The 16,197-nt window shown below is 41.0% G+C and carries 13 protein-coding genes; 7 read left to right on the plus strand and 6 right to left on the minus strand.

Features of this window, described 5'->3' with window-relative positions; all coding sequences use genetic code 11:
* Positions 1-238: 238 nt before the first annotated feature.
* Together DXK30_RS03490 and DXK30_RS03495 are read left to right on the plus strand one after the other, a co-directional pair.
* Entirely contained in the window at positions 239-898 is a 660-nt protein-coding gene (locus DXK30_RS03490; protein WP_101206317.1) for a YcxB family protein, read from the plus strand.
* A gap of 263 nt (positions 899-1,161) precedes the next feature.
* Positions 1,162-1,647 (plus strand): Dps family protein, encoded by a 486-nt coding sequence (locus DXK30_RS03495; protein ID WP_114700468.1) that lies wholly within the window; start codon positions 1,162-1,164, stop codon positions 1,645-1,647.
* Between the two features lie 118 nt (positions 1,648-1,765).
* Here DXK30_RS03495 and DXK30_RS03500 read toward each other — a convergent pair whose 3' ends face one another.
* The 3 genes from DXK30_RS03500 to DXK30_RS03510 form a co-directional block, all read right to left on the minus strand.
* A complete protein-coding gene (locus DXK30_RS03500) occupies positions 1,766-2,470 on the minus strand; it encodes a DUF2057 family protein (RefSeq protein ID WP_114700469.1) in 705 nt (234 codons plus the stop codon).
* Positions 2,471-2,557: 87 nt separating this feature from the next.
* Positions 2,558-3,361 (minus strand): DnaA regulatory inactivator Hda, encoded by an 804-nt coding sequence (hda, locus tag DXK30_RS03505; RefSeq protein WP_114700470.1) that lies wholly within the window; start codon positions 3,359-3,361, stop codon positions 2,558-2,560.
* 327 nt (positions 3,362-3,688) lie between these two features.
* Complete coding sequence (locus tag DXK30_RS03510) at positions 3,689-4,795, minus strand: AI-2E family transporter (protein ID WP_114700471.1); 1,107 nt, start codon at positions 4,793-4,795, stop codon at positions 3,689-3,691.
* 501 nt (positions 4,796-5,296) lie between these two features.
* Here DXK30_RS03510 and purM point away from each other — a divergent pair.
* Together purM and purN are read left to right on the plus strand one after the other, a co-directional pair.
* Positions 5,297-6,358 (plus strand): phosphoribosylformylglycinamidine cyclo-ligase, encoded by a 1,062-nt coding sequence (gene purM, locus DXK30_RS03515; protein WP_114700472.1) that lies wholly within the window; start codon positions 5,297-5,299, stop codon positions 6,356-6,358.
* Positions 6,358-7,050, plus strand: coding sequence for a phosphoribosylglycinamide formyltransferase (purN, locus tag DXK30_RS03520; protein WP_114700473.1), 693 nt, complete (start codon positions 6,358-6,360; stop codon positions 7,048-7,050). Before purM ends, purN begins: the two co-directional genes overlap by 1 nt.
* A 171-nt stretch (positions 7,051-7,221) precedes the next feature.
* Here purN and DXK30_RS03525 read toward each other — a convergent pair whose 3' ends face one another.
* Both DXK30_RS03525 and DXK30_RS03530 read right to left on the minus strand, forming a co-directional pair.
* Entirely contained in the window at positions 7,222-8,595 is a 1,374-nt protein-coding gene (locus DXK30_RS03525) for an NAD-dependent succinate-semialdehyde dehydrogenase (protein ID WP_114700474.1), read from the minus strand.
* A gap of 401 nt (positions 8,596-8,996) precedes the next feature.
* The gene (locus DXK30_RS03530) at positions 8,997-9,986 is read right to left on the minus strand and encodes a LysR family transcriptional regulator (protein ID WP_114700475.1); all 990 of its coding nucleotides are present in this window, start codon (positions 9,984-9,986) and stop codon (positions 8,997-8,999) included.
* Between the two features lie 683 nt (positions 9,987-10,669).
* Here DXK30_RS03530 and DXK30_RS03535 point away from each other — a divergent pair.
* On the plus strand, positions 10,670-12,256 hold the full coding sequence (locus tag DXK30_RS03535) for an isocitrate lyase (protein ID WP_114700476.1): 1,587 nt from the start codon (positions 10,670-10,672) through the stop codon (positions 12,254-12,256).
* A gap of 153 nt (positions 12,257-12,409) precedes the next feature.
* Positions 12,410-14,008 (plus strand): CYTH and CHAD domain-containing protein, encoded by a 1,599-nt coding sequence (locus DXK30_RS03540; protein ID WP_114700477.1) that lies wholly within the window; start codon positions 12,410-12,412, stop codon positions 14,006-14,008.
* 147 nt (positions 14,009-14,155) lie between these two features.
* On the opposite strand, the gene DXK30_RS03545 is transcribed toward DXK30_RS03540, so the two are convergent.
* A complete protein-coding gene (locus DXK30_RS03545; RefSeq protein ID WP_114700478.1) occupies positions 14,156-14,671 on the minus strand; it encodes a L,D-transpeptidase in 516 nt (171 codons plus the stop codon).
* A gap of 140 nt (positions 14,672-14,811) precedes the next feature.
* Here DXK30_RS03545 and DXK30_RS03550 point away from each other — a divergent pair, with 140 nt between their 5' ends.
* Positions 14,812-16,080: a hypothetical protein gene (locus tag DXK30_RS03550; RefSeq protein ID WP_114700479.1), complete on the plus strand. Its 1,269-nt coding sequence runs from the start codon at positions 14,812-14,814 to the stop codon at positions 16,078-16,080.
* Positions 16,081-16,197 lie beyond the last annotated feature (117 nt).

Here is a 16,197-nt window from a genome sequence, read left to right on the forward strand (position 1 = left end):
CTATTTCTAATTTCTCACTTTTGCTTTCGTCTAGTCTGAAAAAGCTGAGTATAGAGCGTGAACTACGTCATTAATATGACATCTATCCGTGAACAGTCTTGCTTATATGTTTCATTTAGGAGTACTTTTCGGTAAGATAAGCGCATACCTTTATTCACTTCTAGCCAAGTACAGCATTGCTGCTTCGCTTTGGCAGTTTTAATCCAACGCTTTTAATATAAGTATTTGAGAAACCTTTATGGCCCTGTACCCTTACACGCTCCAACCTGTCGCCTTAAACCTAACTGAGGCTGAATTTCACCAAGCACAGTATGAACTGTTTGCCAGTGCCAGCCCGTCTTTTGGTTTATCAAGCTTTAAAACCAAAGAGTGGATCATCATGGCAGTGGTTGTGGTACTCGCTATTGCAGGACTTATCTTTGTAACAGGCTATTCAACCATTATATTTTGGTTAATGCTGGTTGGTGTGGTGATTTATCTATTGGCACGTACTTTAGGTTTTAAATGGTACGTAAAAAGAGAGTTTGACAAACAAGTGGCTGACCAAGAGATGCCAGATGAAATGCGCCAGATGAAGTTAGGTGTGCAAAAGCATGGTCTAGTCATGGCGATGCCAAGCAACCAGCCTGATATGATGAAAAACTCACAAATGCGCGGTATGCAAATGCGTGCAGGTGCGACTCAGCAAGCAGTTATTCCTTGGACCTCTATCAAGAGTTGGGATGAGACTGACGACTATATCTTTATGATGTTTGAGCTAAAAGGTCAGCAAGGTAGCCAAATCGTACCGAAACGCTTGCAAGCACAGAAGTTTCCTATCGATACGATACGTCAACATTTACAAGAAGTGGTTCCCGTTAAAGGCTTAAATCCTGAAAACTTGCAGCCACCAGCGTAAATGTAATGAGGTCTCTCTATCGTTTAGAAAAACAATAGAGAGACTTGGTTTGAGTTTTATAAAACCAATCGTAAAATTGTATTTATTAAATTTAACTTATTAATAGTAGTTTGCTATTATTATAAGCATCAAAGGGAGCAATAGAGTCTATATAGATAGTAGATAAAAGCTCAAGTAGTTTTGTCTGTATCTTAATTCGATAGAACTTCTATCCTTCTTTATTTATTATCGTATAACTACACTCACACTATAAGGACAATACTATGAGTAATTCTAATAATGCTACTAACCAGATCGGTCTAGAAAAAGCAGACATGAGCGAAGTCATCGCCCAATTAAACAATCTACTATCAACGTATCACGTGTTTTATTTAAACGTACGTGGGTATCATTGGAACGTAAAAGGTGAGCACTTCTTTACCTTGCATCCAAAATTTGAAGAGCTGTATACGTCACTACAAATCCAAATTGATGAAATCGCTGAGCGTATCTTAACTTTGGGTGGTACACCACTCCACGCTTACAGTGATTTTACACAGCATACTAGCATCAGCGAAGATAAAAACGTTAAAGATGGCACAAGCTGTGTCAAAGGCGTAGTCACTGGCTTGCAAGCATTAATTGCAGAGCAGCGCCAAGTATCAGCCCTAGCAGAAGAGAGCGAAGACCAAGGTTCCGCTGACTTAGTCGATGCCTACGTACAAGAGCAAGAAAAACTGGTATGGATGTACAACGCATTTTTGGGTTAAGAATCGTTAGATTTTACTAGGCTGAATTTTAATAAGCCTAATGAGCATCAAGTTCTAAACAATAAAAAAGCACCTAATTAGGTGCTTTTTTATTGTCAATCTTTTAGAGAAGACTGATTTATTTTTCGATCCATTGACGCATTTTTTCACGTTCAGCAGGCGTGGCTTGTAGCCATACTTGCATAAACGTATCTAGCGTACTAGTAGAATTGTTTACGCTAGTAGCTTGCTTAACAGTGGTCGTGCCAGTGTTGACGTTGCTAATAGAATTTACTACTGGTTGATCTAAAGATGCGATAGCACGTTGATTCTGTAATTCTGCATCACCTGCACCGCCGAACACGCCGCCTAGTGCTTTACCAAGGCCTGAAAATAATCCGCCTTGGTTACCGGCCATACTTTGCTGGCTAGCAATGACAGTATTATTCTGTTGGACAGCGAGCGTTGGCTGCTTGGCATACTCTCTAGCAGCTTCATAATCTTCTGGTTGATTAGGCATAGTCAAACGATATGTTTGATTGTCGGCCAATTGTGCCGTCACACTGACATTACCTGAACGCAAATAATCATGCTCATCACGACGCAAGTTATATAGACGGTCATACTTAGCCGTAATAGCATGTTGTCCAGGCTGTAACGTAAATGTTTTTTGCAGCGGCTGAAAAGCGCTCTGCTGAACTTCCTGTCCATTAATAGCGGTTACTTTGATATGGTCATCAACCTGTAGGGTCACTGCGGCCTGTGACAACATAGAGACCGAGGCAGCACCTACCAATAACGTACCTATCGTTAATTTTTTTAGCAAAGAAGCATTCGATTTCATAAGTTATTCCATTAATAGTAAAAGCGAGTTGGACAAAATATTTGTATTCTAACCGTTATTCATTTTTTGCTGCTAGAAGTCTTTCTGCTAAAAATCAAGTGGCATCGTATGTTGGTCTTGATCAGGCGTGTCGTTATCTACTTGCGTCTCTTGAGCGATATCTGCTAGCTCCGCGGCAAGCGTCTGCTCATCAATGGTACGCAGAGCATCACTTATGACTGCTTTTGAGATATTACTGCGACCAAGGTTAGAAAACATTGGTTGAATATAATTAAGTACTTCCATCATCGCACCGATACGGTGCGGTCCCTCAGTCAGTAAGTAATCAATAATTCGATCGTCAAACTGCCATCCGCGTCGACGCAAAATAGACTGTAATAATGCTTGTCTGTCTGCCAAATCATGGCCAGTAGGCACCTTAAAAGTAGGTGCTTGTGCCAAACGCGTCATTAAATCTCTTAACTGAAACGGCAAATCATCAGCGGGTTTATTAGCGGCAAACAATAACTGGCGTTGCCCTTCTCGGCTACGATTAATCAGATGAAATAAAGCTTCTTGCCACTGACTGCTTTGCTCAAGCACTTCCAAATCATCGATAGCAATCAAATCGAAATTTTCTAAAGAAGATAGTACGTGGACATCTGTATGAATCAGCTCATTAAGGGACAAGCAAATTGCTGATTTGTCCATTTCGATAAACGACTCACAAATAGCAGAGAGCAAATGAGACTTACCTGTGGCAGGGCTACCAAACAGATATAGTTGACCAACCAGACCGACATGTAACTGCCGTACTGCATCAATAATCGACATCCAACCGGGACCGGCAAAGTCGCTGAGACTTGCATCATGCTTAATATCCAGATTGAGACTTAGCTGTGCTTCTGCCATGAATCATCAACTCGTGTTGCGTAGTGCAATAGGAAAGTGCAATAAAAAAGATAAGTTACTTTGGGCTGTATTCATTACTATCAATACTAGCCGATACAAATGTATGTGATGGCCCTATAGCCTTGCAAAAATTGGTTAGTGACTTTATCGAAAACTACTTTTGCAAAACTGGTACCAAAACGGCTGATACTATCAACACTGCGCCTATATATAACATATTTACAAAATGACTGACAAGTCTTTTACCCATTAAGCCTTATCAATCATTGCGTTCCTATCTTGATATTACATATCAATCTTTGTCTAGTGTATTCAATAATAAGATAATTATCTTTTTTCAAACAGTGCCAGTTGTTTACGGCCTTTATAAAAGTCAGTGGTTCGATAATAAGCATACAGATGGCGGAACAGGACATTTAAGACAGCCGACACAGGTAAGGCAATAAGCATACCGACAAAACCTAATAGGCTAGCGCCCGCCAATACAGCAAATATTACCCATAGTGGGGATAAACCAATTTTATCACCTAGTAGTAAGGGCTGCAGGATATATCCTTCTGCAGCTTGCCCCACCAAAAATGCTCCGGCAACCAATGACAAATACGTCCAGTCCAATCCGAACTGAAATAAGCAAGCGATAATCGCGGCGATAAACCCAATACCAAACCCTAAATATGGCACAAAACTAGCGATGCCCGCTACCATACCAATGATAAGCCCAAGTTCCAATCCAATGAGCTGCAACTGTACCGCATAGATAGCACCTAGCAATACCATCACCAACAATTGACCTTTAATAAACGCCATCAATGCCAGATCACACTCTTTGGCTATTTCGGTCACTTTTTGGCAGTAAGCGCCTGGTATCGCCATTTTCCAGGTATGCAAGCGCTGATCCCAATTAAACAGGAAATAAAAGGTTAAGATTGGTACCAATACAATAAGGCCTGCGTTATTGATGAAATTCATACTTGAGGTCAATATTTGGCTCATCATGGTACTGGCATCAGCGAACTTATAGTTCGTTTGCATATAATCGACGAGAGTCTCGGAAAATTCCTTAGACTCTAATTGGGGCAGTTTAATGCGAGTATTATTATTGAACCATTCTCGCACCACTTGGTTGTACCAATTAAATATCTTGGGTAAGTAATCCCAAGCGGCTTGTAGCTGATGCCACAATGTCGGTACCAACCACCATAACAATAACGCCATTCCTAAAGTAATCGTCGAGTAGACAATAATAATCGCAACCCAACGTTTGATATATTTTGATAGGCGCTTGACTAGAGGATTAAATAGGTAAGCCAACATAAAGGCAAAAATGAAGGGTACGATGACGGGCATCACCATGTATAAGAGAAACACCGCCACAACTAACGCCACAACAATAAATAAACGCCGAAAAAAAGGATCTATTGGTTGGTTCATCATGACAAGTAATCCTATAGTTGGACAGGTTTAAAAAAGTGATAGTGAGTCAGTCAGTGATAGTAAGTTCTAAACGATATAAATACAGTCGTTAGGATGTATCACTAGGCGAATTGCTTTTTTCTCATTAGTTTTAGCTAACTAAGCTGAGACGTATCGAAGTTCCTAAAAAGTCTAATTTTTAATAAATTTATGTTTAAGACTGTGTTTTTGTCAATCACATATGAACTTGTATTAAAGTCTTTATTGACAATAAATTTAGCGTTCTATTATCGCAGAGTACAACAAAAGATCAGTCATTTTTTGTTTCTTAACCGCTTATTTACCACTTAATGCAAATCTTAGTCAAATATTGGCAAGTTGCTTTGCGAGTACGGTCTGTTTTTGGGTATAATGCGCGCACTGTCTTTAAACTTTGCTTTTGAACTTTATAACGCTGATTTTTGCGTGCTCAATTACTTTACCTTCTAATCCCAATTATCTATCCCCAACTGTGAGATGACTATGAGTGACAAGCCTTCTTTAAGCTACAAAGATGCCGGTGTTGATATCGATGCAGGCGATGCTTTGGTTCAGCGAATCAAGTCCGTTGCAAAAGCCACTACTCGTCCTGAAGTCGTGGGTGGACTTGGCGGTTTTGGTGCGTTATGCCGTATCCCAACAGGTTATACCTCGCCACTATTGGTTTCTGGCACTGATGGCGTCGGTACCAAACTAAAATTGGCGCTACAGCTGAACCGTCATGACACGATTGGTATTGATTTGGTGGCGATGTGCGTCAATGATCTACTAGTTTGCGGTGCAGAGCCATTGTTCTTCTTAGACTACTATGCAACTGGTAAGCTGGATGTTGATGTAGCGGCGACTGTCGTGACTGGTATTGGTGATGGTTGTAAACTAGCTAACTGTGCACTTATTGGTGGTGAAACTGCTGAAATGCCAGGCATGTATCAAGATGATGATTACGATCTAGCTGGTTTTTGTGTAGGCGTGGTTGAAGAAGCAGAAGTCGTCACTGGTGAAAATGTCGCAGAAGGCGATGTACTGATTGCACTTGCCTCAAGTGGCGCACACTCAAACGGCTATTCATTGGTTCGTAAAGTCATCGAAGTTAGCGGTGTGGATGTTACGAGTAGCGACGAGCAACTAGACGGTCAGCCTATTCAAGATGCTCTAATGGCTCCTACCCGTATCTATGTAAAAGCCATCAAGGCATTACAAGACACGCTTGGTAGCTCAGCTTTACATGCGATGTCACATATCACAGGTGGTGGTCTAACGGATAACTTGCCACGTGTACTACCTGATAACCTAGCAGCTAGCATCGATACCAATAGCTGGCAGTTCTCAGAGCTATTCACTTGGCTACAGACTCAAGGTAATATCGCGCAGAGCGAAATGTACCGTACCTTTAACTGCGGCGTTGGTTTTGTCATCGTTATGCCAAAAGACAAAGCAAATGCTGCTATCCAGACCTTGACTGATGCAGGCGAGACAGCTTGGCTAATAGGTGAAATGGTCAAACGCAGCACTGATGACCAGGCGGATGCAGTGGTGTACCGTTAATGTCAATTGATAACGCAAGCCAGCCTATCAAACCATTGCGTATTGCTGTTCTAGTCTCGGGAAGTGGTAGCAACCTGCAAGTGTTAATCAATGCAATGCAAGCAGGTGCGCTACCGATTGAAATCGTTGGTGTCATTAGTAACCGCGAAGATGCTTATGCATTGACACGTGCTAACGATACTAATATTCCAGTTGCGGTATTGTCACACGTTGCTAGTGGTAAACGTATGGGCATCAAGACGTTTGAAACCCATGCCAACGAGCAGCTAATAGAGTGGCAACCTGATTTGATCGTCTTAGCTGGGTTTATGCGTGTATTAAGTGGCTCATTTATCGATAATGTACCAGCGCCCATGATTAACCTTCACCCTTCTCTACTTCCGGTTTATAAGGGTTTAGATACTCATAAACGCGTCATACAAGCGGGTGAACGTAGTCATGGTTGTAGTATTCATAAAGTGACCGCGGAGCTTGATGCAGGTCAGGTATTGACTCAAGCCGTATTGAATGTCGATATTAACGACACCGTAGAGAGCTTACAGTCACGGGTACAGAAACTTGAACATCAGTTGCTACCTTGGACGATTTTACTACTAGCAAAAAATGTATTGTCACTTGAAGCAAATAATACATTATCGCAAACACAAACTTACTTGCCTAAGTTGCCTTTGCAATTGCTTATAGATGGATAAGAATCTCAGCTTATTAAGCTGCTTTTAATACCACTTTATATAGCGCAATAAAAAGCCCAGCTACTCATTATGAGCAACTGGGCTTTTTTATTTGATAACAGTTTATTATTTGCTATTACTTAAAATCGTAAATAGTTATCTATTTAGCTAATTTGTCTAGTTAGTTCATTCTTAAAATACATGAACTGCTTTAATGTTGACAAACTCTTTGATACCGAAGCCGCCATGCTCACGGCCATAGCCTGAGTTTTTCACGCCACCAAATGGTAGTGCAGGATTGGCAAGACCATAACCATTAATATAGACCATACCCGTATCGAATTGCTCACGTGCTAGACGCACAGCTTTCTCTTCATCTTTTGAGAAAATCGCGCCACCTAAACCATAACGACTGTCATTAGCGATGCGCATTGCATCGTCTTCGTCTTTGGCACGAATTAGTGAAGCGACAGGGCCAAATAATTCGTCATCGTACGCAGGTTGACCTTTTTCGACATTTTCTAGAATAGTTGCTGGATAGAAGCTACCTTTACCTTCAGGTACCTTGCCGCCAACAGCAATCGTTGCCCCTTTAGCCACACTTTGCTCTACTTGCTCATGTAGCTGCTCACGTAAATCTGCACGTGCTAATGGACCGATATCTGAGCTGTCATCCATTGGATCACCCGCTTTGGTACCTTCAAATTTCTCAACGATACGCTTACGGAATTCGTCATATACGCTATCGACTACGATAAAGCGTTTGGCTGCTACACAAGTTTCGCCGTTATTGATTAGACGTGCTTGAGTACAAGTTTCTACTGCTGTTTCGATGTCAGCATCTTCTAGTACGATAAATGCATCATTTGAACCTAGCTCTAATACAGCTTTCTTAATCGCCTTAGCTGCTTGTTGTCCAACGATCACGCCTGCTTTGTCACTACCTGTCAATGTCACGCCGCGTACTTTGTCATTGCCAATCAATGCTTCTGATTGATCATGGTCAATGATAATCGTACGGAACAAATCACTTGGTAATTCAGACTCATGAAGAATTTTTTCAATTAGTAGACCAGAGCCTGTGACGTTTGATGCGTGTTTTAGTAAAACACTGTTACCTGCCATCAAGTTTGCGATGGTATAACGGAATACCTGATACGCTGGGAAGTTCCAAGGCTGCATGCCATAGATAATACCGATAGGTTGGTACGTCACTAGCCCTTTTTTCATGCTTTCGATATCACGTACATCATCAGCTAAAGAAGCGACGCCATTTTCAGCAGTGTAATCACAGATAGCTTTACAGAGATCAATCTCTTGCATGCTCTGGCTGTGTAACTTGCCGCGCTCTTCAGTCATCAGTTTAGCCAGCTCTTCTTTGTATTCCATCAGCTTATCACCGATAGATTTAATTACACGGCCGCGCTCTTCGTGGCTTACTGTACGCCATTCTAAGAATGCGTTATGTGAAGCATCGACAATCTTGTTGACTTCGTCGTTGCTCATATAATTGTAGTTACTGATTTCTTCGCCCGTGGTTGGGTTAATAGTAGTAATGTCTGACATAGTTACTGCCCTTATTGTTCGAATTTATATTTGGGATTTATAATTGGAATTACCGTCACTTGTAGTTATTTTGCTGTGACAGTTTTAATTATTAAATTTACGTCGATAGCACACTTTATTGATAGCTCGTTTTCTATCTGCCGTTATCTTAACAAGCTATTTGACGAAGAGTTTTACAATATATTGTGAAGTGTGTTGAAGATGTTAATAATGTGACTGACTTATTAAGTACAACTAAATATCATATACTAACTATTAAACGCTAGAACACAAAAAACCAGCCTATTGGCTGGTCTGATAACTATATAAAGTGGGAGCTAAAGAAAAAATTTTTATTAAAAAATTAAATAATAAGAAACATGTCACTTTAATAGTAGATAAGTTCAACTCACACAAACCAATCAAAACAAATGGTTAATCACCGGTATCTCTTGTGGTGGATTTTCTTCTTCAGCAACGACTTGGCGCGCCACATGCATGATTAGTTGACGTAACCAACGATGGGCTGGATGATGCTGCAACAGAGGTGACCATGCCATCGTGAGCTCAAACTCAGGAATAAAAAATGGTGGATCTTCCATCATAATACTGTCGTTATTTGCCTGCATTCTCGCCACACGCGTGGGCAAAGTCGCTACCAAATCTTTATTTGCAGCAAGCATAGCAGGCATTTGATAGTGACGAGTGAAAACACTGATTTGGCGCTTTTGACCGAGACGCTGCAGTGCTTGATCGATAGATCCTAATCCCCCAGATTTCTCTGGATTAACCCCAAAACCCACACCCATACCTGTTTTAGATACCCAGACATGCTGGGCTTTTAGATAGTTTTTCAAATTAAAGCGATTGGCATAGGGGCTATCAGAAGATAATAGGCAACTAAAAGTATCGCGCCATACTAGAACCTGATGGAAGCTTTGAGGTATCTCATTAAAACGGTTAATCGCTAAATCGACTCGTCCCTGTTCCATATCTCGGTAAGAAACGTCTGATGGGGTCAAAAAGTCCAAAATAACATTGGGTGCTTCAGAACGTAGCGCTTTTACTAGCTTAGGTACTAGGGTCGCTTCGGCATAATCCGATGTCATGATACGGAACACACGAGAGGTACTATAAGGGCGAAATTCGGTACGTGGCTCCAATACTTGAGTCAAATCAGCAAGTATCTCGCGGATACGTGGCTGTAGCTCAAGGGCTCGTTCAGTCGGCGTCATACCCTCAGATGAGCGTACCAATAATGGATCATTAAACAGCTTACGCAAACGGCGTAAGATATTACTCATAGCAGGCTGAGTAATTCCAAGCTGCTCGGCTGCGCGAGTAACGTTTTTTTCTCGTAGCAACACATCTAGATGGACTAATAAATTTAAATCAACCCGCTGCAAATTCATATTTGGTTCTCTTGGCTTTTGAGTAAACGCCATATTAAGGCTGGCATTTGTAGTGCTGCTACGATGATTTGTGCGTTATAACAGCATAATTTCATTATTTTTTACTAATTTTGTTCTGTATTTTTCTATTAGCTATCCATTATAACTCATTCAACCTATCGTAAGACCCTGTTATATAGACATTATATCATACAGAAATACCAAAGATAACTATCATAAATTAGATAAATCTTGGTAAGGTGGTTATAGTGAGTTCTATAAAGGATTTGCAGCATAGAGGAAGAGCTTTAGGTTCGTAAGCTGTTTTTATCCGATTAAATATTGTCGCTAAGTAATATATTAATGGTTTTTATCAGTCATTAAATACGGTTAATTGACCTCATTATTGTAACATCTCTTGCTACCAATTATGACATCACTGCCTATTAAGTATTCAGATACCTTTTAGACATATACTGAGAATCGATAAATATTTATAAGTCAGCAATTACTTTCAACTGTTGAGTTCAGCAAATTTCTTGTAATAGCGTAGCGGTTTGTTTAGGGTAAATAGAGCTTCGATAGATAAATGATAGACCCAATTTTGAATATTACTTTTTAGTACAAAGATTTTAGTAAAGCGACAGACCCATTATTTTAACAATTAACTTATTTGTTTTTACACCCCACCAAGGAGACTATAGATGTCAACTGCATATAAATCAGCGATCGACTTAGTACGTGAATTAAAGCAAAAGCATGGCAACTGGCAGAACATTAGCGAAGTTGATGCTGCACGTATGATGTCACAAAACCGTTTCAAAACGGGTTTGGATATCGCAAAATATACTGCAAAAATCATGCGTCAAGACATGGAAGATTATGACAATGATACGTCTCAGTACACGCAGTCTTTAGGTGCATGGCATGGTTTTGTTGCACAGCAAACTATGTACGCTAAGAAAAAATATTTCGGTACAACTTCTAAAACTTATATCTATCTTTCAGGTTGGATGGTTGCAGCCCTACGCTCTGAGTTTGGTCCACTACCTGACCAATCTATGCACGAAAAAACATCAGTACCTAAGCTAATCGAAGAAATCTACACGTTCTTACGTCAAGCAGATGCTAAAGTGTTGAACGACTACTTCCGTGAGCTAAACGCTGCTGAAGAAGCTGGCCAAGATACTTCAGCTATCTTAGAAAAAATCGAAAACTTTGATTCACATGTTGTGCCAATCATCGCTGATATCGATGCAGGTTTCGGTAACGAAGAAGCTACTTACCTATTGACTAAGCAAATGATCGAAGCTGGTGCTTGTGCCATTCAGGTTGAAAACCAAGTATCTGACGCTAAACAATGTGGTCACCAGGCTGGTAAAGTAACGGTACCGCATGAAGACTTCATCTCTAAGCTAAACGCTATCCGTTATGCATTCCTAGAGCTTGGTGTTGAAGACGGCGTTATCGTTGCTCGTACTGACTCTGAAGGCGCATCACTAACGCAAAAAATTCCAGTATCAAATGAGCCAGGCGACCTAGCTTCTAAATACATCGATTTCATCGAAATGGAAGAAGTTACTTTAGAAAATGCTCAAGAAAACGACAGCTTACTTAAGCACAACGGTAAACTAGTACGTCCAGTTCGTCTGCAAAACGGTCTATATCAGTTCCGTGAAGAGACTAACATTGACCGTGTTGTACTTGACTGTGTAACTGCTCTAGAAAACGGCGCTGACCTACTATGGATCGAAACACCGACTCCAGACGTAGAGCACATCAAAATGATGGTTGACCGTATTAAAGAGCAACAGCCTAAAGCGAAGCTTGTATACAACAACAGCCCATCGTTCAACTGGACGCTTAACTTCCGTAAGCAAGTTATCGCTCAGTGGGAAGAAGAAGGCAAAGACATCTCTGCATACAATAAAGATGACTTGATGAGTGCTGATTATGACGGTACTGAACTTGATGCAGCAGCTGACGTAGCCGCTAAGAACTTCCAACGTGATGCGTCACGTGAAGCTGGTGTATTCCATCACTTAATCACGCTACCGACTTACCACACAACTGCTCTTAGCGTTCATGAACTTGCTAAAGGCTACTTCGGTGAAGAAGGCATGCTTGCTTATGCAGCTGGCGTACAGCGTAAAGAAATCCGCGAAGGCATCTCTTGTGTTAAGCACCAAGCAATGGCTGGTTCTGACCTTGGTGATGACCACAAAGAAATCTTCTCAGGCGATAACGCTTTGAAAGCTGGTGGCGGCAAGAACACGATGAACCAGTTCTAATAACCGACAGACTAGCAGTATTTATCAAAAAACCGCCCTACATCCTGTAGGGCGGTTTTTTATTGCAGTTTAAATAATCAGAGAATGGTAGACTAATAATTGTTTATTATAACCATCGATCAGAGCCATCAGTCAGAATTATTAGGAGCTAATATGCAAGAGATAGAGCTGAAGTTTTTGGTACCAGAGTCACGACTGAAGGGATTAATGCGTCAAACACATGTTAAATCCTCACAAGTGACGCAACTGGCTGCACACTACTACGATACGCCTGACCAACAACTTGCACAGGCAGGTATCGGTCTGCGTATTCGCAAAGAAGGTGATACATGGGTACAAACCATTAAAGCTGGTGGCGATGGTATCGCGGCACGCTTAGAGCACAATGCTGTACTCGATAATGAGCAAGTACAAACGATGCTCGATAATAATGAGCTGATACCTGATTTAACGATATATGAAGACACTCCAATCGCTGCAGCATTGGCTGACTTTAAACTCAAAAAGTTAGCGAAGACGCTAACACGACTTTATGTTACTGACGTCGAGCGCACTACGCGGTTGCTAACAGAAAGTAGTGAGGATGAAACCGATAACTGCATCGAAATGGCTTACGATCAGGGAGAAATCATCCATGGTACTGATGACTCGCTACGCAAAGCCATTCAAGAGTTAGAGTTTGAACTGGTGTCAGGAGATTTAGATTTTCTATTTACGACTGCCAAAACATGGTGCAAGCGCTATAAACTATGTTTATCTACCGTTACCAAAGCCGAAAATGGTGGCTTACTTATTAATGAGCAGAGCCACAGTCCTGCAGTCAACGCAAACCTAAGTCAATTGCAAATAGACAAAGACAGTAGTGCACCTGCTTTTATACGTGCAGTCGTACATAATTGCTTATTGCAGATATTACCAAACAGCAGTGCTATCGTCGCTGGCAGTATAGATTACGATCATATTCTACAGTTACGGATTGGTGTTGATCGATTGCGTACTGCGTTGAAAGCATTTGCTGACTTCTCTGATGAAATTAATCCTGAATGGCTGCCAATACTAAAGCAAACTGCAACCTTGCTTAGCGATTACTATCAACTTGCTTATATTAATGCACAGATCGAACCTGAGCTACAAGCATGTGGCGCGCCTGCCGTTGACTGGACGACAGATATCGAAAATATAAAAATCACACCTATCAATACGCTGCAAGCCAATGACTTTCAGATAACCTTGCTAGAGCTGATTGCCTTTACTATGAGCGACCCAAGCATTGAACCTCAGACTGATCAGCTTGCCCGCGATAAGCTGACGAAAATCCTCTCTAAACTATATAAAAAATGTCTTAAAACAAATAAAAAAGCTGACAAAGTAAGTGACGAAGTAAGTGTTGCTGAGCTTGTGAGCGATGACGTAGAGGTAAGCACAGATGTTGCTGATAATGACCAACCTGAAAGCGAGCTGCTTAATCAGTTAAGAGATTTGCGTTACATCAGTGAATTTTCCACACCTTTACTAAGTAAGAAAAAAGCTAAAAAGAAAACCAAACATTGGCTAAAACGGCTGATAAAAGCGCAAAAATTGTTAGAACAACTGAATGATGATAATCAATATCAGCAGTTTTATGAATTGAAATCAACAACAGATGCTAATGCTTTATATGGTGCGGGTTGGTTTACGGCCATACTGACTGATGACCAAAGTCACATTGATGCAAGTTTAGCAAAATTTGCAGACAGCTCAACGTTTTGGTAGAAGTAGAAATATTATTTTTATGACGGATACTGCTTTCATAAAGTAAAACCGCTCCATAAAAAAGACAGCTTGTTATATAACAGGCTGTCTTTTTTTATTGTGTTGAAATAGTTTCTGTCAGCGCCATAGTTAAATGTGCAACAGGCCCTAATTAGCCACAATCGTAACAGGCATACCCTCTTCTACTTGCTCAAATAATTCTACAATATCTTCATTACGCATACGGATACAGCCATGTGATAGCGGAATACTCATTGGTTCAGTATCTGGTGTACCGTGAATATAGATATAGCGCTCATAAGTATCGCAACCACCTTGGCCATTACTACCTTTGTTTAACCCTTCTTCAAGACCGCTTAACCAAAGAATACGGCTTAATATCCAGTCACGATTGGGATGTAGCTCACCAAGATTGGCATCATATATCTCGCCAGTCGGTACACGCCCAACAAATACAGCATTTATCGGCTCATTACCGCCTATTTTTTGTTCAATGATATGCCTACCGAGCGGTGTGCAACCACTATCTTGCTGACTGCCAATACCATTTTTTGCAGTAGATATCACATACTGCCCAACCTCAGTTTGCTGCTGGTATATCGTTAATTTTTGCTCAGCGATACTAATCACGAGTTGTTTATCAAGCGTTTTATTATCTGTCATAAATGCTTCCAGCTATCAGTCATTCATCAGATTACTATTAGGTTTATAAGTAAAATGATTGAAAATTTCTATTATTAAGGGATTGTGTCAACGCTTTTGGCACCGTAATATAGGGGCACACTTTTTGATGCTAGCAGATTATGACGACTATTTCACCGACACGTGTGTCGATGTATGATTTTTTATATCATGATACCAAGCCTATGCTGTCACTTTTGGCTGATGCCGCACAGCTCTCATTGCCACAAGCTCGCTTAGCAATGAATGCAAGCCTGCAAGCCATTATGAGCGCCCTTCTTGCCTACCAACAGCAGCATCAAGGACAAACACTTAGCAAAAAATTATTTGGACGGGCGGCTGTCAAAGAGTTACGACAATATAATTCCATGAATTTTGCGACCATCAATGCGACGCTATATCACCGTCACGATGCTGCAGACGCTGTATTTAGTGACAATGCACGTGTCATCAAAGCGAGCGATCATATCGCTGAAAAAATCAACGCAACAACGCAGCAAGTTCAAATTTTGCTCACGTCTTTATGTGTGATCGTACTTCGTGAATTGGCTATTTTAGCAGAGTATAGTCAACTCGATAATGATGAGATGAATAAATGGTTCGCCTTGCAACCACAGTTTTTGTCAGCAGCTCGTTTTAGCTCAGAGCACACGCATACCTCATCTGCTGAGACAGAAAGCAATAGTGACCTGCTCGAAACAACTACTGAAGCTGTTGAAGCGATAGAGAACAACTCAGAGAGTAATGCGGAACGTACGTTACTACATACTGAGCAGTTATCAAGCACTCCACCTCCTTTTGACACTTACTGGTATGAATTGACTGGCTTTAATACGGAAAACTATGAACCTGTGCAAGACATGCAAATGGCGACAGGTAATTACTTAAAAGCCATTGGGCGTTCCCCTGACAATCTACAGCAAGGTCGTCACAACGATATGATGGTATTTACCGAAATGCATGCTGTTACTTTGCCGCACCAACGCTGGCTGCTACAATTGGCCAAAATCTCAGACATCTATCTCAGTCGAAATCGACTGCGTGTTAATTCTGAACCAGCCAATCCGCCCAAACCGCCTTTGGTAAGTTTGGGATTAATCGGCGGCAATAACGACAATACACCGACCACCACCAGCGAAAAGCCTATCGAGTATGAAGCTTCTACACCGCTATGGAAAAATCCTGTCATTCTTATCATCCTACTTGTCGTTGGTGTCCTTGGTGCACTCGCTACCTTAAAGTACCAATCGCAAAAATCTGATGGAGCTATCCTTGCAACTGAAGAAGTGTTAGAACAAGATGCTATTGAAGAGCGACAACAGCAAGATGTAGCCATCGTAATGGTAGACGAAGACGAACCTGACGTTGCAGAGACAGAAAAATCTGAGTAAAAAGCTTTACTATTAAGACAGCTATTCTAAAAGTGATGCTTTTAGCAATCATTTATTAGCCATAAAAAAAAGAGGCCCTATTAATATAGAGCCTCTTTTTATTGTGCGATCTAAGCT

This window comes from Psychrobacter proteolyticus, from assembly GCF_003350005.1.
Lineage (GTDB): Bacteria > Pseudomonadota > Gammaproteobacteria > Pseudomonadales > Moraxellaceae > Psychrobacter > Psychrobacter proteolyticus.